We start from the raw sequence: 21,696 nt of genomic DNA, 5'->3' as shown, positions 1-21,696 counted from the left end.
CAGGGTGCTCCGTCTGCTGAGCGAGCGACGGGCTCGAAGGCTCTGCCGCAGGAACCTCTGCGGCGTCGATCGGCGGCTCCAGCTCCGGGACTGCCTGCTGCGGTGCGGGCACTGACGGCAGCCGCTGCGGGCGACCGCCCGCCGCGATGCGGTGTTCCGCTCCCGCACAGGAGGGAAAGGCAATGCCCGAGCACAGAGTCGGCACGCAGGAGGAATTCGAGGCCGCGCGAGCAGAGCTGCTCGTGGAGGAGAAGGACCTCACCCGGCGCGGTGACGCGCTCGCCCGGAAGCGGAGGGAACTTCCCCGGGTGCGGGTCGAGAAGGACTACAGGTTCGAGACCGAAGGCGGGACCAGGCCGCTCGCGGACCTCTTCGACGGGTGCTCGCAACTGCTCGTCTACCACTTCATGTTCGGACCGCCGTACGAGGCCGGATGCCCCGTCTGCTCCTCGATCGCGGACACCCTCGACCCCAACGCGATCCACCTCAAGGCCCGTGACGTGACGCTGATCTGCTCCTCGCGGGCGCCGCTCGACAAGCTCCTCCCCTACCGGGAGCGGATGGGCTGGAGCTTCGACTGGGTCTCCGCCGGCGGCGGCGACTTCCACCGCGACCTCGGTTTCACGTACACGGCGGAGGAGCTGGGACCGTTCCTGGAGGGCGGGGTTCCACCGATCGTGAGCCAGATGGCGCGGGCGTGCGGCACGGACGTGCTCGGGTACGTCACCGAGGGACCCGGGTTGAGCTGTTACGCGCTGTCGGACGGCATCGTCTACCGGACGTACGTCACCACCGCGCGCGGCCTCGAACCCGCCATGGCCTACTACGGCCTCCTCGACCGGACACCGCTGGGCCGCCAGGAGGAGGGCGAGGAGACGCACTGGCTGCGCCGCCACGACGAATACGAGAAGACCTGAGTGTCAGTCCGCTGAAGTATCCTTCCCGCCACCGCACACCGACTCGGAGGACCAAGAGAGTTGTCTGGCCTGTCTGCTTTCCCGCTGCCCTTCCATGTTTCCCGTTCCATATCGTTCGCGAGACCCCGAACGCTGCGGGAACTTCAGATGATGGAGTGCAGCGCGCTCATCCGGGAGAAGCCGGGGTGGTTCGACAAGATGAACGATGCCGACATCGCCGGCAGGTGGACGCGAGAAGCGGTCGCCCAGGGCCTCACCGAAGCCCAGGTTCGTTACGTGCTTGCCGAACTCGTGCATTACGCCGCGCTGCGGGACGGACGAACCGGCGTCGAGGTGTCCGCCGTCGACGGGGTGTGGCAGTCGGACGCACTGGTCGACGACAAGCTCAGCTCCCGGCTGCGCGAGGCGGTCCGGGTTCTGGAGCAGGTCCCCGAAGCAGAACTGGACTGGCATCCCGGATCCGGCGGCCAGGTACTGGATCTGGTTCATCCCTCACTGTTCTGTCTGGTCAGAGAGGTGAGCGGTGCTCCCGAGAGGGCTTGGCTGAACCCGACGGACCGCTACTCGAGGTACGAGTTCTCGGAGAAGTTCCAGTGGCTGCCCACGGACGTCGACGTCAGTGAGGACGGCGATGTCACCTTCCGTTCGTACGTCAACAACGTCCACCCCGAGACCCATCGCGAACTGGCCTCCGTCCTGCCGGACCTGTTCGCGTGCTTCCGCCCGCTGCTGGAGAACGTGCTCACCGATCTGCGCCATCCGCGGCCCCTGCGGATCAAGGCCGATCCCTACGGGTGGTACGACTCGGAGCCGGAGTATCCGGACAAGACCTCCTACAGTGATGACGGGGCGTACGAAGAAGCCGTCCGTGCATGGGAGGAGGCCCAGGACGACTGGTGGGAAAACCGCCGCCCGGTCATCCCGGACGCCCCGGCCTTCACCCCGCCCGAGATGCCCGACGAATCCGCCCGAGTCGACCTGCGCGGCCGCCGTCTCCAGGTCATCGTCAAGCTCGCCACCATTCACCTCACCCCGGACGAGCCCGAGTACTCCGGCGGTTCCTGGCATGTCGAGGGGATGATGAACGAGCGGATCGTCTCGACCGGCCTCTACTACTGGGACAGCGAGAACATCACCGAAAGCCGGCTGAGTTTCCGGGCGGCACTCGACGACCCGGACTACGAACAGAACGACGACAACGGCGTGCGCGAGGTCTACGGCCTGGAGGACGAGGACGCACTGAACCAGCTGCTGGGATCGGCATCGACCCCAGCGGGCCGCTGCCTGGCGTTCCCGAACGTCCTGCAACACCGCGTCGGCTCGTTCCGCCTCACGGACCCCACGCGCCCGGGACATCGCAAAATTCTCGCGTTCTTCCTGGTCGATCCGTCGGAAGCGATCGTCTCGACATCCGATGTGCCACCGCAACAACCGTGGTCCGACACCTCGACCATGACGCTTGAGCAGGCCAAGGACTACCGCGAACAACTCATGCGGGAACGCAAGTTCTTCGTCGACGAACACAACGAGCAGCTCTACGAGCGAGAATTCTCCCTCTGCGAGCACTGAACCTCTTCCCTCGTGAACAGGTGAAGGTCCGGCTGAGTACGGTCACCTACGCCGGTCTGAGTACGCGGGGGGTTGCCCGCCGCGCGCGGCGCCGGAAGGGTGGACACATGCGCCGACTCCTGCTGCTCGTCACGCTGTTGCTGTTCACCGTCGGCTGCGGGGTGGTGCAGTCCTCCGAGGGCGAGGCGACGGACGCCGCACGGGAGGTGGCCAGGAAGGCGGGCCAGCGCCTCTACGGTCAGCATCCGCGCACGGCGGAGGAGGTCGGGCGCTCGGCTTCCGGTATCGATGGGGTGGAGGTGCTGCGGGTGACCGGTACCTCGACGCATGACGGGGACGGCGTCGACGTGGTCGTCCGCACGTCCGGCTCGGGGTACGAGGGATGGCTCGCCCCCGAGGAGGTCGTCGTGCGGCGCTGTTTCGCGGTCCGGGTGTCACCCGGGTCGGAGTGGGGTGAGGATCCCCGTGACGTGGACTGCCCGGACGGGCCCGCGCTGACCTTCGCTCCGCCCCCCGAACCGCCGAGGCTGCCCTACGAGGAGCTCCGCGCGAAACTCCCCCGGGTGCCGGAGGGCGGCCGGGTGGACGAGGCCGAGGTGCGGCGTACGCTCGCCGCCCTGGACCCGGATCCGGCGATCCGTACCGAGGTGAAGGCGGACGGCGGCCGGGTCGGCGTTCTGCTGTGGGTACAGGGCGACGGCTTCGACGCGCAGGACTGCCTTCTCGCCCGCGTGGGCCCCGGCTCTACCGAGGTGTGGGTGCCGCCCCGGATCCAGCGGATGCCCGGGGAGGGCGGCTGCACCGTCGCCAACGCCCTGGACCCGAAACCGTCACCGCACTGAACGGGGTGCCCGGCTCCGGCGAAATGCCGCATGGCGTGGTGCGCGTCGGGCGTGGCCACGGGGCGGCTTCCCGGATGAGGTGGGTGTCGAAGACGGTCTCGACCCGGGTGGCCACGCCCTCTTCGACGTGCCAGGAGCGGTCCGCTCGCGAAGATGTCGGACGAGGGACTCGTCCGACATCTCGTGCCCGGGGCCTCGACCGAGGTGGCCGCGCGCAGGCTCACCGAGCCAGGCGGTCCCAGAACGCGCAGTGGTGTGCGGAACGCGCGTCGACGGGGTGGATTCCGCCTGGTCCGGGGGCCAACGACTGCACCGACCGCGCGAGAGGTGACGAAGGGGAGAGGAGGGGCCAGAGCGGTGCGCCGGACGTGTTCGGGTTGCCGGTGCGCGCGAAGGTCGTCCAGTAGTCGACCATCCGGTCCGACAGGGCGCGCTGGGCGTCGGTCAGCGGTCGCTCGGTGGGGAGGGAGGAGAACAGGAACGGCATCTCGAAGCCGTGCGCCGCACCGTACGGGAAGCCCGGGTTCGTCGGCAGACCGGCGAGGACGGGAGCGTCCCGGTCACCGAACTCGTAGCCGTAGAGGGGGAGTTCAGGGGCGTGAGTGGCGATGGCCCGGCCGGCTGCCAGCGTGGTGCAGGTCAGGGACCGGTCGGTCAGCACCGTGGCCCAGGCCAGCGCGGGGGTGGGGTGGTGTGCTGCCGGATACCGCGCCTCGACGGCTGGGGCGTCGGGCCCGAAGGCGTCCTCCAGACGGGCGCGGTAGTCGCTCTCGGTGCGGATCGGGAACGCGGCGAGCGACAGGCCGACGAACATCCTCATCTCATCGTGGTTGGTGCCCAGGATGACCGGCACGCGGTGGAAGCGTCCCGATGCCAAGGCCTGGTCCGGCGCCACGGGCAGCAGCGCATTGCCGAAGGCGGGCCGGTTGAAGGACTGCATCAGCTGCGCGGTGGCGAGGCGGTCCGTGCTCTGCCCGCGCAGGCACGCCAGCACCTCGTCTCCGCCGCCCGCCGGGCAGCCCAGTTGCCGGGAGGCTTCCGCGCCGGCCGTCTGGACATCGCGCTGTGAGGCGAACGGTTCGTACGCCGGTGTTCCGGGTCCGAGAGCGCCGCGCGGGAAGGACATGAGGCAGGAACCGCTCTGGAGTACGGCCCGCTGGAAGAGTCCGACCGCCGTCGGCGAGGTGAGGTGCGCGCAGATGCCGAGGGCGCCCGCGGACTCACCGAACAGCGTGACACCGCGCGGATCACCGCCGAAGCGCTCCGCGTTCGCACGCACCCAGCGCAGGGCGGCCTGTTGGTCCGCCAGGCCGAAGGGCGGGGCGGAGCCCAACCCGGGGTGGCCGAAGTAACCGAAGATCCCCAACCGGTAGTTGACCGTGACGACGACCGTGTCACCCCGGACCGCCAGTTGTTCAGCGCTGTAGTCACTGCCGGAACCGCCCAGGAACGCACCGCCGTGCATCCACACCAGCACGGGCCGCTTCTGCCCGGCCGGCTTCGGCGTCGGCGCGGTGACGTTGAGGTAGAGGCAGTCCTCCGACCCGAGGGCCGCGCTCGCACCCGGTGCCGGCATCTGCACGCAGCGTTGCGCCGGCGTCGTCGCATCCCGGACACCAGGCCACGTGGCGGCGGGCACCGGGGCGCGCCAGCGCAGCGGTCCGGTCGGCGGCGCGGCGTAGGGAATGCCGTCGAAGGTGGTGTACGCGCCGTGTGACACGCCGCGCACCAGGCCGTGGTCGGTCCGTACGACGGCCCCGCTCTGGCCCGTGGAACGCGGGGAACCGGGTTGTGCGGCGGTCGCCGGCACGGCGGTGGCCGTGAGCAGTGCCACCGCCCAGAGCACGGGGAAGAGCACCCCGCGGATCCCGGCTCTTCGGCATGGAGGGGGTGCTGCCGTGGTCGGGGACATGCGAAACCACCGTTCTTGGTCGGGGACGGGATCGGACGAGGCCACGCGAGGCTGCACGAGGCCGCTCAGCAAGGAGGCCGGAGCGGTGGGGAGGGTGCGGACCGGCGTGGCCGGTGCTCAATACGCTAGGACCTCCCGCGCACTGGAGGTTCAAGAGACTGTGACGCAAGACACGTGGAGCATCGGTGAGCTCGCGGCCGGAACGGGGGTTCCGGTGAAGACCCTCCGCTACTACTCCGACAGCGGTCTGCTGCCCGTGGCCGCCCGCAGCACCGGTGGTCATCGGCGCTACGGTCCTGAGGCCTGGGAGCGGATCCGTTTCATCAGGCGCCTACGGGCGCTGGACACCCCGATCGCGACCATCACGCAGGTGGTCACCGGTGAGTGCTCCCTCGGTGAACTGGTGGCGACCGAGCTCGAAGCGGTGCAGGAACGACTGATCGAACTGCGGTGGCGCCAGGCCACACTCGAGTCCCTGGACGACTGCACGAGCGAGGAGCGGCTCCGGCGTCTGGAGATACTCTCCCGCGTGCAGCGGCTCCCAGAGGCGCACCGCACCCTCACCGATCACTGGTATCGCGAGCTGTCCGCGGCCATGCCCAAGCGCCGCCTCGACATCATGATCGCCATGCTGGCGCCCGCCCCGCCGCAGGACCCCGATCCCGGTTCGGCCCTGGCCTACGCCGAGCTGCATCTGCTCATCACCACGCCCAGTTTCACCCGCTGGACCCAGGACCACGACGAGGAGATGAGGGACGGCCCGGCCTTCTACGGGGAGATCGACGATGCTGCCGTTCTGACGGCCGCTGCTGTGGCCCAGGGTCTCCCGCCCAGCGGCGGGGACGCGGTGAACGCTTTCGTATCCGCCCACGCACGGGCCCGGCGGGAGTCGGACACCCCCGCCTTTCGCGCATACCTGCACGGGCTGGTGTCGAGGTCATCCGGCTTCGACCCCCGCCTCGAACGCTATTGGGCCCTGGTCGGCACCGCCACCGGCGGGCGCGTGCTGAACATGACGGTGGCCCATCGATGGCTGACCGACGGACTGTCGATCTCGATGGCCGAGAAGGCGCCTTCGACGTAGAGGGGCCGGCGTGCCCCTGGTCCGGTGATCACCCACCGGGTACGGGGTCGCGGGGCGGCTTGTCCCGGTTGCGGCGGCGCAGGTCCGCGACACCCTGGAAGAGTCCGCAGTCGACGAGGATCCGGGCGTGCTCGCTCTGGACCGGGAATGCGCTGCCGGTCCACTCCGCGACGGAGAGGCCCCACTGGTCCCCTTGGGAGGGGCCGACCGGCCCAAGCGGGACGGAGGCAGGTGGGCACAGCCTGGCGGTGACCCTTCCCGCGCAGCACAGAGAGGCCGCAGTCATGAAGGCACTCGTCTTCCAGGGCCCCGGGCAGACCTCCTGGCAGGACGTCCCCGACCCCGCGATCAAGGACGCCGCCGACGCGATCGTCCGGGTCGACGCCGTCACGATCTGCGGCACCGACCTGCACATCATCAAGGGCGACGTACCCGACGTGACGCCCGGCCGGATCCTGGGCCACGAGGCCGTCGGAACCGTGGTCGAGACCGGCGGCGACGTCCGCGGCGTCCGCCCCGGCGACCGCGTGCTCATCTCCTGCATCTCCGCCTGCGGCCGCTGCCGCTTCTGCCGTGAGGGCCACTACGGCCTGTGCCGAGGTGGTGGCGGCTGGGTCCTGGGCCACACCATCGACGGCACTCAGGCCGAATACGTCCGCGTTCCCTTCGCGGACCTCTCCGTCCACCCGCTCCCCAGCGCCGTGAGCAGCCACGATGCCGTACTGCTCGCCGACATCTTCCCGACCGCCTACGAGGTGGGCGTACTCAACGGGAAGGTGCGCCCCGGCGACACCGTGGTCGTCGTCGGTGCCGGGCCCATCGGCCTGGCCGCCATCGCCACCGCGGGGCTCTACAGCCCCGGGCGGATCATCGCGGTCGACCTCGCCGCCTCCCGCCTGGCGGCAGCACGGGACCTCGGCGCCGACGCCACGGCCAGTGCGCGGGAGGGGCCCGAGCGGCTGGTCGAGGACCTGACCGACGGCCTCGGCGCGGACGTGGCGATCGAGGCCGTGGGTGTGCCCGAGACGTTCGAGATGTGCACCCGCATGGTCCGCCCCGGCGGACGCGTCGCCAACATCGGCGTCCACGGCAAGCCCGCCACGTTGCACCTCGAAGACCTCTGGATCAAGGACATCACCATCACCACCGGCCTCGTCGACACGCACTCCACCCCCATGCTGCTGCGCATGATGGCCGCGGGACGCCTCCCCGGCGCCGAGATGGTCACCCACCGTTTCGAGCTGGAGCAGATGGAGGAGGCGTATGACGTCTTCTCGCGCGCCGGCGACACCGGCGCCCTCAAGGTCGTGCTCGGCGGAACGCCGCACGACACGGTCGCCGTACCGCCCCAGGAGCAGTGAGTGCCGTGAAGAGCACGCCGAGCATCCACCCGCAGCAGTCCGGCGAGACGGCCGGACGCACCGACCTCGGCCGCCGCGTGGCGGCCCGCCGCACCGGTCTCGGGCTCAGCCGCGAAGAGCTGGGCCGCAGGTCCGGAGCCGACGCCCACTACATCGCCTACCTGGAGGAGCACGCGGGCTCTCCGCCCATCGGCACCCTCGTGCGCATCGCCGACGCACTCGGTGTCACGGTCGATGACCTGACCGGCGCGAGCGCCGACAGGGTCCAGGGCCGTTCCACCGCCCGCCGGGACACCGCGCTGGTCCCGCTGGAGGAGGCCGACTGCCGAACGCTGCTGGGTGCGTACGGAGTGGGGCGGATCGCCGTCTTCACCCCCGAAGGGCCGGCCGTCCTCCCGGTCAACTACCTGATCGCAGGCCCCGACATCGCGTTCCGCACCGCCGTGGAAGCCCTCGCGGCCAGAGCGGCGGGCACGGAGGTGGCCTTCGAGATCGACAACATCGACGACGTCACCGCCGGCGGTTGGAGCGTCCTGGCCGTGGGCGAACTGGAAGCCGTCACGGACTCCGAGGAGATCCGGCACCTGACGGCTACGGCCCGGTCCCAGCCCTGGGCCGGCGGCCCGCGCACCCACTGGATGAAGCTCACCCCGGTCCGGCTCACCGGCCGTCGCGTGGTGCACGAGTCATGAGCGGAGCGGGCTCGGTCGTCTTCGACGCCGACGGCCTGGTTCTCGCCACGCCGGTCCGCCACACGGCCGCCCGGAAGGCGACCATGAGCCGGCGCACACGGATCCGGACCCGGGCCCACCACATCAGCGCCGAACCCGCCGGCTGAGCGGGCGGGCCGACCCGGACGCAGCACGGAGGCGCGCCATGCACCACCGCAGGCCGCGGGCGGAGGGCAATCCGCTCAGGCGCGATGCCGACCGCAGCCGAACCCGCCTGCGCGCCTTCTTCCTGCTGGCCTGCCTGCTGGCCGTGATCTGCGGTGTCGCAGTCGGCCGGAGCGCCTGGACGGACGCCGGCCGCGCCGCCGCGGAGATCGCGCGCCACCGGTACTCCGTGACGGCCGTGACGGTCGGCGAGACCGCGTACCGGACCGGGACAGGACCGGGCACCCGCCCCGTTCCCGTGGCTCCCGCCACCTGGCGGGACGCCTCCCACCGCGTCCACACGGATACCGTCCCCGTCCCGGCGGCGACCCGCAAGGGAGACACCGTCCGGCTCCGGGTCGACGACAACGGCAACGCGGCAGCCGACCCGCCGGGCGCGCTTGACATCGCGCTGAACGCCATAGGCCTGGGCACCGGAACATCGGCCCTCGTCGTGCTCGCCGCGGGTGCCTTCGTCTACGCACGCCAGCGCAGCGTCGACAGGCACAGCGCGCGGGCGTGGGAGAGCGAGTGGAAGAACGTCGAGCCCCAGTGGTCCGGCCGCCCGCGCCCCGGACAGGGAGCCGACGATGACGGGGACCCCCGCCGAGACTGAGACCCCCGCCGGCCAGGACCTCGCACCGGACGTCGCACCCGGCCACCCGCGGCACCGCGGCTATGTGCGGATCTCCAGGACCTCGTCGACGGGGCGGCGGGGGGTGTCCGGCCCCTGGGGGCCGTAGCCGAGGCGCAGAACCATCTGGACGTGGCCCATGGTCTCGGCCGGATCGCGGACCGTCCACCGCAGCTCCCGCCACTCCAGGGGCTGGGAGGTCATCGAGGTGGCGATGCCGTCGGCCGTCGCCTGGAGGAGGACGCGCTCCAGCGCCTGGCCGGCCCGCAGCCAGTCGGTTCGCGTGTCCGTCGGAGTGCCGAGCAGGGCGAGCTGCGGTCGCTTCTCGAACACGGCCCAGCCGCGGCCCGGCGTCGGCCGGTCCCGCCCGAAGTCCCGTACGGGCGAGGACCCTCCGGAGCTGCGCGGACCGAAGGCGGCGGAGGGGATGCCGTCGCCGCGCGTGCCGGTCGTGGCCCGCGGAGGGGAGGCCCAGGCAGAGGTCTCCGCCCGGACGAGCGGATCGATCTCCTCCCGGTGCTCCGCGTCGCGTATCAGTTCGAGCAGGGTCTCCATGTGCCAGTCGCCCGGAACGGTCAGCCGGCAGCCCTCCAGTCGGGCAGCACTCCTCAAGCCGTCCATGAGGGCGTCCGGCACCAGCTCGTCGCTGAACGGGAAACGGCTGGTGTGCCGGCGCCGGAGAGCGTCGTGCAGGGCCGCCAGCTCGTGGTCCTCGTCGCAGGCCCCGTCGATGACCGCTGTTGCCAGCAGCCACGGGCGCAAGTCGTCGGGCAGCAACCGCACGCGCGCCCGGAGGCCGTGCCGGACCGCGGACACACGCAGGTTGAACAGGGCTGCCGCGCAACCGACGTGCAGAGCACGGTGGTTCGGGTCGGTACGCGTCATGGCGCGTCCCGGGTCACCGTGCAGCTCGATGGTGCCGCTGCCAGAGCGGTACACGAATTTCCACGGCTGGGCGTTGTGCATGGACGGGGCGGTGACGGCGTCACCGACGAGCTGGGAGACGGTCTCGGTGTCGATGTGGAGTGCGGTCACGGGACTGGTCCTTTCTGTGAGGTCTCGGCGGTGCGCCACGGCGGCGACCGGTGCCTCTTCCAGAGTCCGCCTGTCGCCGGGTTCCGTGCAGGGACCTTTGGCCCCATCGGGACAGAACGGCTCCCCTTGTCGTTCGGCCGGGCCGCCGACGGAGCGGGGCGGCCTCGGGGACCGTACGGGCCATGAGGCCGGGCGGGACGGGACCGCGCCTTTGGCCCCGATCATGGTCCCGGGAGGGGGGCTTCTCGCGACGGTGTCGCTGGGGCGCATCGTCTTCACGGAGCACGCGCTGCCCGCCGTCCGACCGGTGAACCATTGCGTCGACGGCGAGGACATCGTCATCCGGACCCACGGAGGCGGGACGGCGGCGCCGAGGCCCGCGCCCGCGGCCTGAAGCAGACGGCGGCTCCGCTCCCCAGCTGCCACGCGGGGCCCCAGCCAGCCCGTCCCGCGGGCACGCCCGGGTCCGAAGGAGGGCTGCGACGGCCCCCCCGGTGCTGTGGGTCGCCGGGTCTCCCCTCGGGGACGATACTGAAGGTCACGGTGCGTGGAGGCGACATGCGTGAACCGGAGCATCGTGGCCCGAGGCCGGCCTCGGTGCCCGTGAACGAGACGGCAGCCGTCGTGCTGGACGGCGCGGGCGTGGTCGTCGCCCTTTCGGAGCGGGCTGCGACGCTGCTGGAGTGCTCGCCGGGTCAGGACTGTGCCCCCTTGCTGGAGCTGCTGCCGCCCGCCGGTACGCAGACGGGACCGGCCGGGCGCCTGATGACCATTACCGGTAGCGGCCCCGCAGGTCACAAGGCCACTCTGAGCTGCACGGCCGTCCGGCTCAGAGCTCGTGTCCCAGGCGGTTCCGACGCCGACGCGCGGTGGCTCGTCCTGATCACCCCGGCGGAATCCGCGGTGGAGGCGGCCGAGCCCGACTCGGAGCGACGCCGGACGGGGCTGGCCCAGGCCTCCGCCGCGAGCGTCGGTACCTCCCTGGACGTGACGGACATGGCTCAGGTCCTCGTGAACCTTCTCGTCCCCGATTTCGCCGATCTGGCCACCGTGGACCTCGCCGAGCCCGTACTGGTGGGCGACGAGCCCCCGCACCTCGACACCAGCGACGACGTCCGCCTGCGCCGGACCGCCGCCGCGCAGAGCCCGGGGATTTCCGCCGAGGACCTCCTGCCGGTCGGAGAGGCGCTCCCTCCCGTACCGGACACGGAGGTGATGCGCCCGCTCATGGCGGGACGGCCGGTGCTGGTGTCCGACGTGGCCGTACTCCGGGCGACGCTCGGGGTGGACCCCGGGACCCTGCGGCAGTTCGTCCCGACCGGGGCGCACTCCTCCGTGGCGGTGCCGCTCTACGCGCGAGGCCTGATCCTCGGCTGCGTCACGGTCTGGCGCAGTCAGCTGCCGTCCGCGTTCAGCGAGGCGGACGCCGCCCTCCTGCAGGACGTCGCCTCCAGGGCCGCCCTCGGCGTGGACAACGCGCGCCGCTACACGAAGGAACACCGGTCGGCGGTGGCCTTGCAGCGAAGCCTGCTGCCCCACTCCGTCCTGAACGTGGCGGCCGCGGACACGGCGGGGGTGTACCAGCCGGCGGGGGGCGGCGTCGGGGTGGGCGGGGACTGGTTCGACGTGATCCCCCTGCCGTCCTTGCGCGTGGCGTTCGTCGTCGGGGACGTCGTCGGCCACGGACTCGACGCCACCGCGGCCATGGCACGACTGCGGACCGCGGTGCAGACCCTGGCCGACCTCGACCTGGATCCGGGCGAGCTGCTCACGCACCTGGACGACCTGGTGCTCGGATTCTCCAGCGAGCAGATGACCGGGGAATCGCGCGCGGAGCCCGCGGTGCTCGGAGCGACGTGCCTGTACGCCGTCTACGATCCGGCGACGAGGCGATGCGCAGCCGCCACCGCGGGACATCCGCCGCCGGCCCTGCTGCCCCCGGGGGAGGAGCCGTACTTCCTGGACATGACGCCGGGACCGCCGCTGGGCGTCGGCGGAATGCCCTTCGAGGTGACGGAGTTCGGCGTACGGCCCGGCAGCACACTGGCGTTCTTCACGGACGGACTCGTGGAGCACCGCGGCGGCGACATCGAGGAAGGGATGGAAAGGCTGAGGAGTTCGCTCGCCGGCGCCGGGTCCAGCAGGCCCCTGGGTGAGATCAGCCAGACCATATGCGACGAGGTGCTGCCCCACGAGCCCGCCGACGACATCGCCCTGCTGCTCGCCCGCACCCACGCCCTCGCCTCCGACCAGGTCGCCGAATGGGAGATCGAACCCGACCTGGCCCACGTCGCCCACGCCCGTGAGCTGGTGCTGGGCCGGCTGTCCGACTGGCAGCTGGACGAACTGGGCTTCGTGACGGAGCTCGTCGCCAGCGAGCTCGTCACGAACGCGATCCGGTACGCGGGCGGACCGGTAGGGCTCCGGCTGATCCGCGACCGGGTGCTCGTCTGCGAGGTGTCCGACCGCAGCAGTACCCAGCCGCGCCTGCGTCGCGCACGGGACACGGACGAAGGCGGGCGCGGCCTCTTCCTGGTGGCCCAGCTCACCGACCGCTGGGGCTGCCGGTTCACCAGTACCGGGAAGACCATCTGGACGGAGCAGGCGATCAGTGAGGCATGAGGTGTGGGACGGCCGCGGTGACGGCGTCGAAGCGCATGGTGGTGCGGGGTGAAGGCGGACTCCTCCGCGGTCCGGCCGATGAGCACATCGATGAACGCGCCCGGACCGTCGAGCAGGTTTTCGACCGGCTTCCGCGCCGCCGGGTACCGGGTAGGACGGGCGCGGTGCGGTCCTCGTCGCGGACGTGGACGGCCTACGCTGAACCGTGGACTTCCGGCAGCTGACCTACTTCCTCGCCATCGTGGACCACGGCGGCTTCAACCGCGCGGCCGCGGCGCTCTACGTGTCGCAGCCGTCCCTGTCGCAGGCCATCCAGGCCCTGGAACGCGACCTGGGCAGCAGCCTGTTCCACCGGATGGGCAGGAAGGCGGTCCTGACCGAGGGCGGCACCGCGCTGGTTCCCCGCGCACGGGAGGCCCTGCACGCCCTGGAGCTGGCCAGGGCCAGCGTCGGCGCCGTCCGTGAACTGCGCGGTGGGCGCCTGGAGATCGCCGCGATGGCCTCACCCACGGTCGAACCCCTCAGCACCATGGTCCGGCGCTTCACCGAACGCTATCCAGCGGTCTCGCTGAGCCTGCGCGTAGCCCTCACCCGCGCGGACGTGGTCGAGAGGGTGCGCACGGGAAGCTGTGAACTCGGACTGCTGACCACCTCGTCACCGCTGCCGGACACGGACGTCGTCCCCCATCACGTCGGGGATCACCGGCTCGTCCTGGTCACCCCGACGGACGGCCCCTTCCCGGCCGGGCGGGCCGTTCTACGCGAACAGCTCGAAGGGCACCGGCTGATCGTCGGGCAGCGGGGGACCGGGATCCGCGCGTACGTCGACGACCTGAAGGCACACGGCATCGACGTCCGCATCGCGGTGGAGACCGAGCACCGCATGGCCTTCCTGCCCCTGGTGCTCGGGGGTGTCGGGCTGGCGGTGGTGACGGAATCCTGGGCCGGCCTCTCCGAGCGGGCCGGAGCCCTCGTCCTCGACCTGGAACCGGCCTCCGTCCAGCACAACCTCCTGGTGAACCGGAGGGCGCAGCTGACTCCGGCTGCCCGCGCCTTCCTGGAGACCGCCGTCCCACCGGCCGATAGGAACAGCCTATGAGGCACATCGGGGATACGTGTTGGACCCGGACGATGCCCGATTGCTGGAATGCGGGACATGACGAACCACAGCATCGCCCTCATCCCCGGTGACGGCATCGGCGCCGAAGTCCTTCCGGCCGCGTGCGAGGTCCTCGACGCCGTCGGGAAGCGCCACGGCATCGCGTTCACCTACGAGCGGTTCGACTGGTCCTGCGAGCGGTACCTGCGCCTCGGATCGATGATGCCCGAGGACGGACTGGAGTCGCTCCGCCGTCATGACGCGATCCTGCTCGGCGCCGTCGGCTACCCGGGTGTGCCGGACCACGTCTCCCTGTGGGGGCTGCTCATACCGATCCGCCGGGCCTTCGGCCAGTACGTCAACCTCCGCCCGATCCGCGTGTTCGAGGGCCTGCCCAGCCCCGTACGCGCGGCCCTGCCCGACGCGGTGGACTTCGTGGTCGTGCGGGAGAACACGGAAGGCGAGTACAGCGAGATCGGCGGTCGGATGAACCGCGGGCGGCCCGATGAAATGGCCGTGCAGCAAGCCGTGTTCACCCGGGCGGGGGTGACCCGGGTCCTCGACTTCGCCTTCGGCCTCGCCGAACGGCGCGGCGGCCGCCTCACGTCGGCGACGAAGTCCAACGGCATCGTGCACACCATGCCGTTCTGGGACGAGCTGGTGGCCGAGCGTTCCGCCGGGCACCCCACGGTCGATTGGGAGCAGGAGCACATCGACGCGCTGGCCGCCAAGTTCGTCCTCGACCCCGCCCGCTTCGACGTCGTCGTCGCGTCCAACCTCTTCGGGGACATCCTCAGCGACCTGGCGGCGGCGGTGGCCGGCGGCATCGGCATCGCTCCGTCCGCCAATCTCGACCCCGGGGGCGAGTACCCGTCCATGTTCGAGCCGGTCCACGGATCGGCCCCCGACATCGCCGGGCGGGGCATCGCCAATCCGATCGGCGCGATCTGGTCCGCCGCCATGATGCTCGACCACCTCGGCCACCCCGAGGCCGCGGCCGGCATCACCGACGCCATCGCCGGCGTCCTGGCCACGACCCCGGTGCGCACGCGCGACCTCGGCGGCTCGGCCTCCACCGCCGAGTTCACGTCCGCCGTGCTCCAGCGCCTCTGACGGGGCGCCGGGCGCGGGGCGGTGCCGTGGCTACGGCACCGCCGGATGGTGCAGGCGGCGCCAGTAGCCGGCGATGTCCTCGGTGGCGGTGGTGACCGAGTCGAGGGTCATCGTCGTGCGGGAGTCCCGGCCGTAGGGATCCCACTGCGGCATGGGGTGGTGGTTGGGGTCGCCGGTGCGGATGAAGGAGATCCAGGACGCGTGCAGGGTCGCGGCGAGACCGTCACGGACCCGGGGGCCCAGCCCCGACAGGAAGGGCGCCTGCGTCCACTTGTCGAAGTTGTTGAACACGAACGGCAGCTCCAGGCAGTGCGCGGCCGCGAGCTGACCGTTGTGCGCGGGCGTCGGGAGGTTGAACTGGTAGGCCCAGACCGGACGTCCACGGGCCGCCCGCCGTTCCGCCAGCGCCACGCAGGGCATGCGGAACAGGTCGTCGGTGATCAGATCCATGAGCACGTCCAGCGGGCGGGCGCCCGGCCGGGCCTCCTCGTAGGCGGTGTAGGCCTGGGCCGCCCGGCTCCCGAAGGTGTTCCGGGCCCTGGCGAGCACCTGGTCCTTGGTCGCCGCGGCGTACGGCTCGCTGAGGGCGAAGGCGAAGTTCGCCTCCTCCCTGGTCCAGCCGATCAGCACGTCGATGTCGGCGCCGGCGCCGCTGAGCAGCAGGTCGGCCGGGTTGCGGTCCAGCGTGACCTCGTCCAGCACCGGCAGGAACGGGGTCGACCAGTACCCCCATTGCCCGGTGCGCCCGAACATCTCGAAGGTGGCGGCGATCAGGCGCGGCCAGGGCACGGCCCGGAGCTCCGCCACGTTCGCGGCTCCGACGATGTCCAGGAAGGTCGCGGTGCGCTGCAGTGACTCGGCGCGGGTGGGGATCTTCAGTCCGAGCGGCGGGCTCTGCAGGATCGCGCGCCGGAACAGCGGGCGGCCCTTGGTCCGGGCGCCGGCCAGCGCCGCGACCGAGAACGCGCCGCCGGACTGTCCGGCGACGGTGATGTCGTCCGGGTCGCCGCCGAACGCGGCGATGTTGTCCCGTACCCAGTTCAGCGCGGCGAGCTGGTCGGTGAGCCAGAAGTTCCCGCCGGCGCCTTCCTCCCCGAAGTAGAGGTAACCCAGCGGTCCGAGGCGGTAGTTGATGGTCACGACGACGAGGTCGCCGTTGCGGGCGAAGGTCTCGCCGGAATAGTTCGGCAGCGAGCCGGATCCGGAGATGAAGCCGCCGCCGTGGATCCACACCAGCACCGGCCGCTTGGCGCCGCCGGCTTCGGGGGTCCAGACGTTGAGCGTGAGGCAGTCCTCGTCGAAGGGGGGCGAGCCGTGCGTTCCGAGGACCTGGTCGCCGCCTTCCCGGTAGGGCTGCGGTGCGCTCGGTCCGAAGGCGGTCGCCTCGCGCGTCCCCTGCCATCCGGGATGGGGCCGCGCCGGCTGCCAGCGGAGAGCGCCGACCGGCGGCGCCGCGTAGGGCACGCCCTTGAAGACGTCCAGGCCCCCTTCCGTGCTTCCGCGCAGCCGGCCCGCGGGCGCGTCCACCACGGGGGAGGGCGCGGTCGTCCGCGGGGCGGCCTGCGCCGTGCCGCCGCCCGGCATGCCGGAGAGCAGCGCGGCACCGGCCAACACCCCGCTGTTCTTGAGGATCTTGCGCCGCGATGGATCGTCGGTCATGGTGCTTCACTCCCTGACTGATCAAAAGCCCGTCGCTCGCCGCATCGGCATAGCGTGATTTTGACGAGGGTCAGTGTTACGACATGCGTCGGGGCGGGGTCAAGGGGCAAGGCCCGTGATATCGCGAGCTCTTGACGTGCGTCAGCAATACGCGATAGACACGTGTCACCTCCGATATCCCGACCGGCAGCCAGGCCACCCCTGAGAGCCGGGCCTCCCTCCTCTGGGACCCCTCAAGGCAGCCCCATCAGCAACATCCGTCCCTCCAGGGCCGGTTGACAACGTTCGGAGTTTCCATGGCAGGTCGATTTCGTCCCGTGGGTCTGATCGCCGCAACGACGGCAGCCCTCTTCCTGACCACCTCATGCGGTGGCGCCAGCCTGGGGACGGGCGACGGCGACAAGCAGAACGGGCCCGTGAAGATCGGGCTCCTCGTCCCGCAGTCGGGGACCTACAAGGCACTGGGCGACGACATGAAGCAGGGCTTCGAGCTCTACGTCGAACGGCACGGCGGCAGACTCGGCGGCCGCGAGGTGCAGATCGTCATCGCCGACGAGGGGGAGACGGCCGACTCGGGCAAGGCGGCGGCGGAGAAGCTGGTCAAGCAGGACCACGTGCTCGCGGTGAGCGGCGTGGTCAGCTCGGCCACCATCAACGGGGTCAAGGACCTGTTCGAGAACGGCAAGGTCCCGCTCGTCGGCTCGAACGCCTCGCCCACGACCCTGACCGGGACCAAGTACATCTGGCGCACCTCGTACGTCAACGACGAACCGGGCAAGGCGCTCGGCAAGCACGTGGCCGAGCAGGCCGGCGGCCCGGTCTTCCTGATCGCCGCGGGATACCAGGCGGGCAAGGACGAGGTGGAGGGCTTCAAGTCCACCTTCCTCCCGGCGGGCGGCAAGATCGCGGGGGAGGAGGTCTACACGCCGTTCCCCGGGACCAAGAACTTCCAGCCGTACCTCGCCCAGATCGAGAAGTCGGGCGCGAAGGCCGTCTTCTGCTTCTACGCCGGCGGGGCGGCCGTCGACTTCGTCAAGCAGTACCGGGACTTCGGACTGGCCGGCAAGATCCCGCTCTACGCACCCGGCTTCCTCACCGAGGGCGGCGTGCTCAAGGGGCAGGGGGAGGCGGCCACCGGCATCCTCACCGCGCTCAACTACAGCGCGGACCTGGACAACGCGCCCAACAAGCAGTTCGCACCCGCCTACACGTCGGCCTACGGGTCGGCCCCGACCACGTACGCGATGGCGTCATGGGACGCGGCGCAGGTCCTCGACAAGGCCATCGGGGCGGCCGGTCCCACCGTGACCTCGGAGACGGTCAACGCCGCCATCGCCACGGTGGGGGACATCGACAGCCCGCGCGGCACCTGGCGGTTCAACAGCGGCGGCACGCCCGTCCAGCCCTGGTACCTGCGCGAGGTCAAGCAGGGCGCCAACACCGTCGGCTCCGAGCTCGGCAGACTGGGCGGCTGACATGTACGGATGGTTGGACGGCAACTTCGTCAGCGTCGTCGACGGGGTCGCCTTCGGTCTGCTCCTGTTCACGATCGCGGTCGGCCTCTCCCTGGTCTTCGGCATGATGGACGTGCTCAACCTGGCGCACGGCACGCTCTACCTCGCCGGGGCCTACGTCGCCTACGCCCTGTCCGACGGAACCCTGTGGGGTCTGCTCCTCGCGCTGGCGGCCGGCGCCCTGGTGGGCGCCCTGGGCGGAGCGGCGCTCACGTTCCTCACCCAGCCACTGGCCCGGCGCGGGCACCTGGACCAGGCCGTGCTGACGCTCGGCATCACCTTCATCGTCGCCGATCTCCTCGCCGCGGCCTTCGGCGGCGAGGTGCTGCCCACCGACCCGCCGACATCGCTCCGCGGGACGGTGGACCTCGTCGGCCATGCCTATCCGGTCTACCGGCTCGTGTTCATCGGCGTCGCGACCGGCCTCGCCGCCGTCGTGTACCTCGTGTTCGAACGCAGCTCGCTCGGGGCACTGGTACGGGCCACCGTCGCGGACCGGGACATGGTCCGCGCGCTGGGCGTGGACATCCGCAAGGTGCTCTACGGGGTCTTCGCGCTGGGCGCGGCCCTGGCCGTGGCCGGCGGTGTCCTCGGGGCGCCGATCCTGGGTCCCGGCCCGGGCATCGACGAGACCGTCCTCGTCCTCTCGCTCGTCGTCGTGGTCGTCGGCGGTCTCGGATCCGTGCGCGGCGCGCTCGCCGGCGCGCTCCTCATCGGCCAGGTGCAGACGCTCGGGGTGGCGCTGCTCCCCGAGTACGCCCCCTTCCTGCTCTTCGGCACGATGCTGGCCGTGCTCGTCGTCCGCCCGCACGGCCTGGTCCCGTCGGGGGCGCGCGCATGAGCCCGTCCGGATCCGACGCACGGCGGCTGCGGCGGCTGTCCCTCCTCCTCGGTGCCCTCGGGCTCGCGGCGGCCCCCTTCGTCCTCGGCTCGTACGCCATCGGCACCCTGTCGCGGATCCTGGTGTTCGCCCTCCTCGCGATCAGCGTGAACCTGCTCACCGGCCTGACCGGACTGCCGACCCTCGGCCAGTCGGCCTACTTCGGCGTCGGCGCCTATACGGCGGCCATCGTCGCGACGCGGCTCACCGACGTCGGGGCACTCCAACTGCTCATCGCCGCCGGAGTCTCCGCACTGGTGGCCGTGCCCACCGGATGGCTGGCGGTGAGGGCCCGGGGCGTGGTGTTCCTGATGCTGACGCTGGCCATCGGCGAGATCGCCTACAGCGCCGCCGTCAACTGGAAGTCGCTGACGAACGGCACCGACGGCGTGTCCGGCATCCCGCCCGTCGTACCGCTGCCGGGCATGTCCGCGCTGGAACTCGACGGGCTGGTGTACCTCTACGTCCTGGCCGTCTTCCTGGTGCTCTTCGCGGCCGTCTCCCGCCTGGGCTCGACACCGTTCGCCCTCGCTCTGCGCGGAATCCGCGACAACGAGCGCCGCATGAGCGCGATCGGATACCCCACCCGACGCTACGCCCTGGCCGTCTACTGCGGCGCCGGGGCGCTGGCCGGCGTCGCCGGCGGCCTGTGGGTGTCGGTGCAGCGGTTCGTCTCGCCCGGCGACGCGGGCTTCGAGACCGCCGCCCTGGCCCTGCTCGCCGTCGTCATCGGCGGCTCCGGCTCGATGTGGGGGGCTTGTGCCGGAGCCGCGCTCGTCTGGCTCACCCGCGACTACCTCGGAAACCTCGAAGCCGTCGCGGGACGCGGGCCCCTGTTGCTCGGACTGTTCTTCGTCATCGCCGTCTACGCGCTGCCCCGCGGGCTGGCCGGCGTACGGCTCCCGCCCCAGCTGACCCGGAAGAGGACGGCGTGACAGAACACGATCTACTGGAACTGCGCAGGGTGTCCCGGCACTTCGGCTCCTTCCGGGCCCTGGACGAGGTCGGCCTCACCGTGCGCCAGGGTGCCCGGCACGCGGTCATCGGCCCGAACGGCGCGGGCAAATCAACGCTGTTCGGCCTGATCTCGGGAACGCTGGCGACGACCTCCGGAACCATCCTCGTCGACGGGCAGGACGTGACCCGGCTGCCCGTGGACCGCCGCGTCGGACTCGGTGTCGCCGCGACGTTCCAGCACTCCAGCCTCTTCCTGCGGGAGACCGTGCTGGAGAACGTCCTGCTCGCCGTGCTGCGCCCCGCCGGTGCCGGACTCGGCGGCCTGCGGAGGGTCGGTGCCCGGACGGCGGCGATCGCGCGGGCGCGGACGCTGCTGGAGCGGGTCGGGCTGCCCACCCGGCACGACGTCCCGGCGGCCGCCCTCTCGCACGGCGAACGGCGGCAGTTGGAGGTCGCCGTCGCTCTGGCCACCGAACCCCGGCTGCTGTTGCTGGACGAGCCGGCCGCAGGAATGTCCCCGGCGGAGACGGCGCGACTCACCGAACTGGTCGCCGCCCTGCCGGCCGACGTGACGGTCCTCCTGATCGAACACGACCTCGACATGGTCTTCGAGCTCGCCGACACGGTGACGGTCATGCACCTCGGCAGACACCTGAAGACCGGCTCCCCGGACGAGGTGCGGGCCTCCGGCGAGGTCCAGAGCGCCTACCTCGGCACGACGGAGGCCGCCTCGTGAAGCCGTTCTTCAGCATCCGCGGCCTGAGCTCCGGTTACGCCGGGGGCGTGGTCCTGGGCGGTGTCGATCTCGACCTCGACGAAGGCGGGATCGTCGCGGTCCTCGGCCGCAACGGGGTCGGGAAGACCACCCTCATCTCGACCGTCATGGGTCTCGTCCGGCCGTACGAGGGCAGCGTCCGCCTCGGCGGCAGGGAGCTCGCCGGATCCCGTGTCGATGTGATCGCCCGGGCCGGGGTGGGTGTCGTTCCGCAGGGCCGCCGGGTCTTCGCGCCGCTGACCGTGGCGGAGCACCTGGCGATCGCCTCCAGGCGTCCGGCCCCGGGCCCGTGGACCAGGGCCCGCATCCTCGACCTGCTGCCGCGGCTGGGGGAGCGGCTCGGGCACCGCGGTGACCAGCTCTCCGGCGGGGAACAGCAGATGCTCGCCATCGCCCGGGCCCTGCTGGGAAATCCGCGTCTCCTGCTCCTCGACGAGCCGTCCGACGGCCTCGCCCCCGCGATCGTCGCCCACGTGGGCGAGGTCATCCGCGAGGTGGGGGCTCAGGGCATGTCGGTGGTCCTCGTCGAACAGAACCTGGGGCTGGCCTTCTCCGTCGCACAGAACGTGGCGGTCATGCGGAAGGGCCGCATCGTCCACGAGGCGGCCTGCGCGGAATTCCGGTCCAGTCCCGAAGACCGGCGGCGTCTGCTGGGCGTCGACTGACCGGCACTCCAGGGGAGGTCACAGCCGCCAGTACGTACCGGTGGGGGAGTCGACGTGCACCACGTGGCGGCCGACCGCGTACCACGTGGTGGTCCGGGCCGGACCAGGAGCCGGCCGCCGGACAATCTGGCAATGCGGGCGGCCGGCCGGGGTCCAGCCCGCGGCGAAGGTCCTCACCCGCCG

At 71.4% G+C, this 21,696-nt stretch carries 21 protein-coding genes; 17 read left to right on the top strand and 4 right to left on the bottom strand.

Going from position 1 to position 21,696, the window contains the following annotated elements; translation table 11 throughout:
* The first annotated feature begins 182 nt into the window (after positions 1-182).
* From ACFV0Q_RS10015 to ACFV0Q_RS10005, 3 genes are all read left to right on the top strand, one after another.
* The gene (locus ACFV0Q_RS10015) at positions 183-917 is read left to right on the top strand and encodes a DUF899 domain-containing protein (RefSeq protein WP_385003295.1); all 735 of its coding nucleotides are present in this window, start codon (positions 183-185) and stop codon (positions 915-917) included.
* A 60-nt stretch (positions 918-977) separates the two neighbouring features.
* Positions 978-2,486 (top strand): DUF4246 domain-containing protein, encoded by a 1,509-nt coding sequence (locus ACFV0Q_RS10010; protein WP_385003292.1) that lies wholly within the window; start codon positions 978-980, stop codon positions 2,484-2,486.
* Positions 2,487-2,593: 107 nt separating this feature from the next.
* A complete protein-coding gene (locus tag ACFV0Q_RS10005) occupies positions 2,594-3,328 on the top strand; it encodes a translation initiation factor IF-2 (RefSeq protein WP_385003290.1) in 735 nt (244 codons plus the stop codon).
* A 220-nt stretch (positions 3,329-3,548) separates the two neighbouring features.
* On the opposite strand, the gene ACFV0Q_RS10000 is transcribed toward ACFV0Q_RS10005, so the two are convergent.
* Positions 3,549-5,186 (bottom strand): carboxylesterase/lipase family protein, encoded by a 1,638-nt coding sequence (locus ACFV0Q_RS10000; protein WP_385003287.1) that lies wholly within the window; start codon positions 5,184-5,186, stop codon positions 3,549-3,551.
* Positions 5,187-5,400: 214 nt separating this feature from the next.
* On the opposite strand from ACFV0Q_RS10000, the gene ACFV0Q_RS09995 reads away from it, so the two are divergent.
* The gene (locus ACFV0Q_RS09995) at positions 5,401-6,324 is read left to right on the top strand and encodes a MerR family transcriptional regulator (RefSeq protein ID WP_385003284.1); all 924 of its coding nucleotides are present in this window, start codon (positions 5,401-5,403) and stop codon (positions 6,322-6,324) included.
* Positions 6,325-6,352: 28 nt separating this feature from the next.
* Here the strand turns inward: ACFV0Q_RS09995 and ACFV0Q_RS09990 are convergent, their stop codons facing one another.
* Complete coding sequence (locus ACFV0Q_RS09990; protein ID WP_385003281.1) at positions 6,353-6,610, bottom strand: hypothetical protein; 258 nt, start codon at positions 6,608-6,610, stop codon at positions 6,353-6,355.
* Between ACFV0Q_RS09990 and ACFV0Q_RS09985 the strand changes: the two genes are divergently transcribed.
* From ACFV0Q_RS09985 to ACFV0Q_RS09970, 4 genes are read left to right on the top strand one after another with little or no spacing between them, the layout of a single operon-like run.
* Positions 6,609-7,685, top strand: a complete 1,077-nt coding sequence (locus ACFV0Q_RS09985; protein ID WP_385003278.1) for a zinc-dependent alcohol dehydrogenase family protein — start codon at positions 6,609-6,611, stop codon at positions 7,683-7,685. The genes ACFV0Q_RS09990 and ACFV0Q_RS09985 overlap by 2 nt on opposite strands.
* Positions 7,686-7,690: 5 nt before the next feature.
* Positions 7,691-8,377, top strand: coding sequence for a helix-turn-helix domain-containing protein (locus ACFV0Q_RS09980; RefSeq protein ID WP_385003275.1), 687 nt, complete (start codon positions 7,691-7,693; stop codon positions 8,375-8,377).
* Positions 8,374-8,523: a hypothetical protein gene (locus tag ACFV0Q_RS09975; RefSeq protein ID WP_385003273.1), complete on the top strand. Its 150-nt coding sequence runs from the start codon at positions 8,374-8,376 to the stop codon at positions 8,521-8,523. The genes ACFV0Q_RS09980 and ACFV0Q_RS09975 overlap by 4 nt, the downstream gene beginning before the upstream one ends.
* A 38-nt stretch (positions 8,524-8,561) precedes the next feature.
* Complete coding sequence (locus tag ACFV0Q_RS09970) at positions 8,562-9,176, top strand: hypothetical protein (protein WP_385003270.1); 615 nt, start codon at positions 8,562-8,564, stop codon at positions 9,174-9,176.
* A 60-nt stretch (positions 9,177-9,236) separates the two neighbouring features.
* Here ACFV0Q_RS09970 and ACFV0Q_RS09965 read toward each other — a convergent pair whose 3' ends face one another.
* Positions 9,237-10,229 (bottom strand): Acg family FMN-binding oxidoreductase, encoded by a 993-nt coding sequence (locus ACFV0Q_RS09965; RefSeq protein WP_385003267.1) that lies wholly within the window; start codon positions 10,227-10,229, stop codon positions 9,237-9,239.
* Between ACFV0Q_RS09965 and ACFV0Q_RS09960 the strand changes: the two genes are divergently transcribed.
* From ACFV0Q_RS09960 to ACFV0Q_RS09945, 4 genes are all read left to right on the top strand, one after another.
* Entirely contained in the window at positions 10,159-10,623 is a 465-nt protein-coding gene (locus ACFV0Q_RS09960) for a pyridoxamine 5'-phosphate oxidase family protein (protein WP_385003264.1), read from the top strand. The genes ACFV0Q_RS09965 and ACFV0Q_RS09960 overlap by 71 nt on opposite strands.
* A 209-nt stretch (positions 10,624-10,832) precedes the next feature.
* Entirely contained in the window at positions 10,833-12,851 is a 2,019-nt protein-coding gene (locus ACFV0Q_RS09955; protein WP_385003261.1) for a SpoIIE family protein phosphatase, read from the top strand.
* Between the two features lie 205 nt (positions 12,852-13,056).
* On the top strand, positions 13,057-13,950 hold the full coding sequence (locus tag ACFV0Q_RS09950) for a LysR family transcriptional regulator (RefSeq protein WP_385003258.1): 894 nt from the start codon (positions 13,057-13,059) through the stop codon (positions 13,948-13,950).
* A 57-nt stretch (positions 13,951-14,007) separates the two neighbouring features.
* Positions 14,008-15,063, top strand: coding sequence for a tartrate dehydrogenase (locus ACFV0Q_RS09945; RefSeq protein WP_385003255.1), 1,056 nt, complete (start codon positions 14,008-14,010; stop codon positions 15,061-15,063).
* A 30-nt stretch (positions 15,064-15,093) separates the two neighbouring features.
* Here the strand turns inward: ACFV0Q_RS09945 and ACFV0Q_RS09940 are convergent, their stop codons facing one another.
* Positions 15,094-16,722 (bottom strand): carboxylesterase/lipase family protein, encoded by a 1,629-nt coding sequence (locus ACFV0Q_RS09940; protein ID WP_385003252.1) that lies wholly within the window; start codon positions 16,720-16,722, stop codon positions 15,094-15,096.
* Positions 16,723-17,039: 317 nt separating this feature from the next.
* Between ACFV0Q_RS09940 and ACFV0Q_RS09935 the strand changes: the two genes are divergently transcribed.
* From ACFV0Q_RS09935 to ACFV0Q_RS09915, 5 genes are read left to right on the top strand one after another with little or no spacing between them, the layout of a single operon-like run.
* Positions 17,040-18,197 carry an ABC transporter substrate-binding protein gene (locus ACFV0Q_RS09935; RefSeq protein ID WP_385003249.1) on the top strand — a complete coding sequence of 386 codons (1,158 nt, stop codon included), beginning with the start codon at positions 17,040-17,042 and terminating at the stop codon, positions 18,195-18,197.
* Position 18,198: 1 nt separating this feature from the next.
* Positions 18,199-19,077, top strand: coding sequence for a branched-chain amino acid ABC transporter permease (locus ACFV0Q_RS09930; protein ID WP_385003247.1), 879 nt, complete (start codon positions 18,199-18,201; stop codon positions 19,075-19,077).
* Entirely contained in the window at positions 19,074-20,051 is a 978-nt protein-coding gene (locus ACFV0Q_RS09925) for a branched-chain amino acid ABC transporter permease (protein WP_385003244.1), read from the top strand. Before ACFV0Q_RS09930 ends, ACFV0Q_RS09925 begins: the two co-directional genes overlap by 4 nt.
* Complete coding sequence (locus tag ACFV0Q_RS09920; RefSeq protein WP_385003241.1) at positions 20,048-20,809, top strand: ABC transporter ATP-binding protein; 762 nt, start codon at positions 20,048-20,050, stop codon at positions 20,807-20,809. The genes ACFV0Q_RS09925 and ACFV0Q_RS09920 overlap by 4 nt, the downstream gene beginning before the upstream one ends.
* Complete coding sequence (locus tag ACFV0Q_RS09915) at positions 20,806-21,513, top strand: ABC transporter ATP-binding protein (RefSeq protein WP_385003238.1); 708 nt, start codon at positions 20,806-20,808, stop codon at positions 21,511-21,513. The genes ACFV0Q_RS09920 and ACFV0Q_RS09915 overlap by 4 nt, the downstream gene beginning before the upstream one ends.
* The last annotated feature ends 183 nt before the right edge of the window (positions 21,514-21,696 follow it).

It is taken from the genome of Streptomyces sp. NPDC059564 (genome assembly GCF_042735575.1).
Lineage (GTDB): Bacteria > Actinomycetota > Actinomycetes > Streptomycetales > Streptomycetaceae > Streptomyces.
The sequence above is the reverse complement of the archived record's forward strand: the minus strand, read 5'-3'. Positions and strand labels throughout refer to the sequence as shown.

Bases quoted from the DNA above. Each gene is read 5' to 3' on its own strand.
- ACFV0Q_RS09930 (WP_385003247.1), top strand. From the start codon at position 18,199: ATGTACGGATGGTTGGACGGCAACTTCGTCAGCGTCGTCGACGGGGTC.
- ACFV0Q_RS10005 (WP_385003290.1), top strand. From the start codon at position 2,594: ATGCGCCGACTCCTGCTGCTCGTCACGCTGTTGCTGTTCACCGTCGGC.
- ACFV0Q_RS09960 (WP_385003264.1), top strand. From the start codon at position 10,159: ATGGACGGGGCGGTGACGGCGTCACCGACGAGCTGGGAGACGGTCTCG.
- ACFV0Q_RS10015 (WP_385003295.1), top strand. From the start codon at position 183: ATGCCCGAGCACAGAGTCGGCACGCAGGAGGAATTCGAGGCCGCGCGA.
- ACFV0Q_RS09970 (WP_385003270.1), top strand. From the start codon at position 8,562: ATGCACCACCGCAGGCCGCGGGCGGAGGGCAATCCGCTCAGGCGCGAT.
- ACFV0Q_RS09985 (WP_385003278.1), top strand. From the start codon at position 6,609: ATGAAGGCACTCGTCTTCCAGGGCCCCGGGCAGACCTCCTGGCAGGAC.
- ACFV0Q_RS09990 (WP_385003281.1), bottom strand. From the start codon at position 6,610: ATGACTGCGGCCTCTCTGTGCTGCGCGGGAAGGGTCACCGCCAGGCTG.
- ACFV0Q_RS09925 (WP_385003244.1), top strand. From the start codon at position 19,074: ATGAGCCCGTCCGGATCCGACGCACGGCGGCTGCGGCGGCTGTCCCTC.
- ACFV0Q_RS09940 (WP_385003252.1), bottom strand. From the start codon at position 16,722: ATGACCGACGATCCATCGCGGCGCAAGATCCTCAAGAACAGCGGGGTG.
- ACFV0Q_RS09945 (WP_385003255.1), top strand. From the start codon at position 14,008: ATGACGAACCACAGCATCGCCCTCATCCCCGGTGACGGCATCGGCGCC.
- ACFV0Q_RS09975 (WP_385003273.1), top strand. From the start codon at position 8,374: ATGAGCGGAGCGGGCTCGGTCGTCTTCGACGCCGACGGCCTGGTTCTC.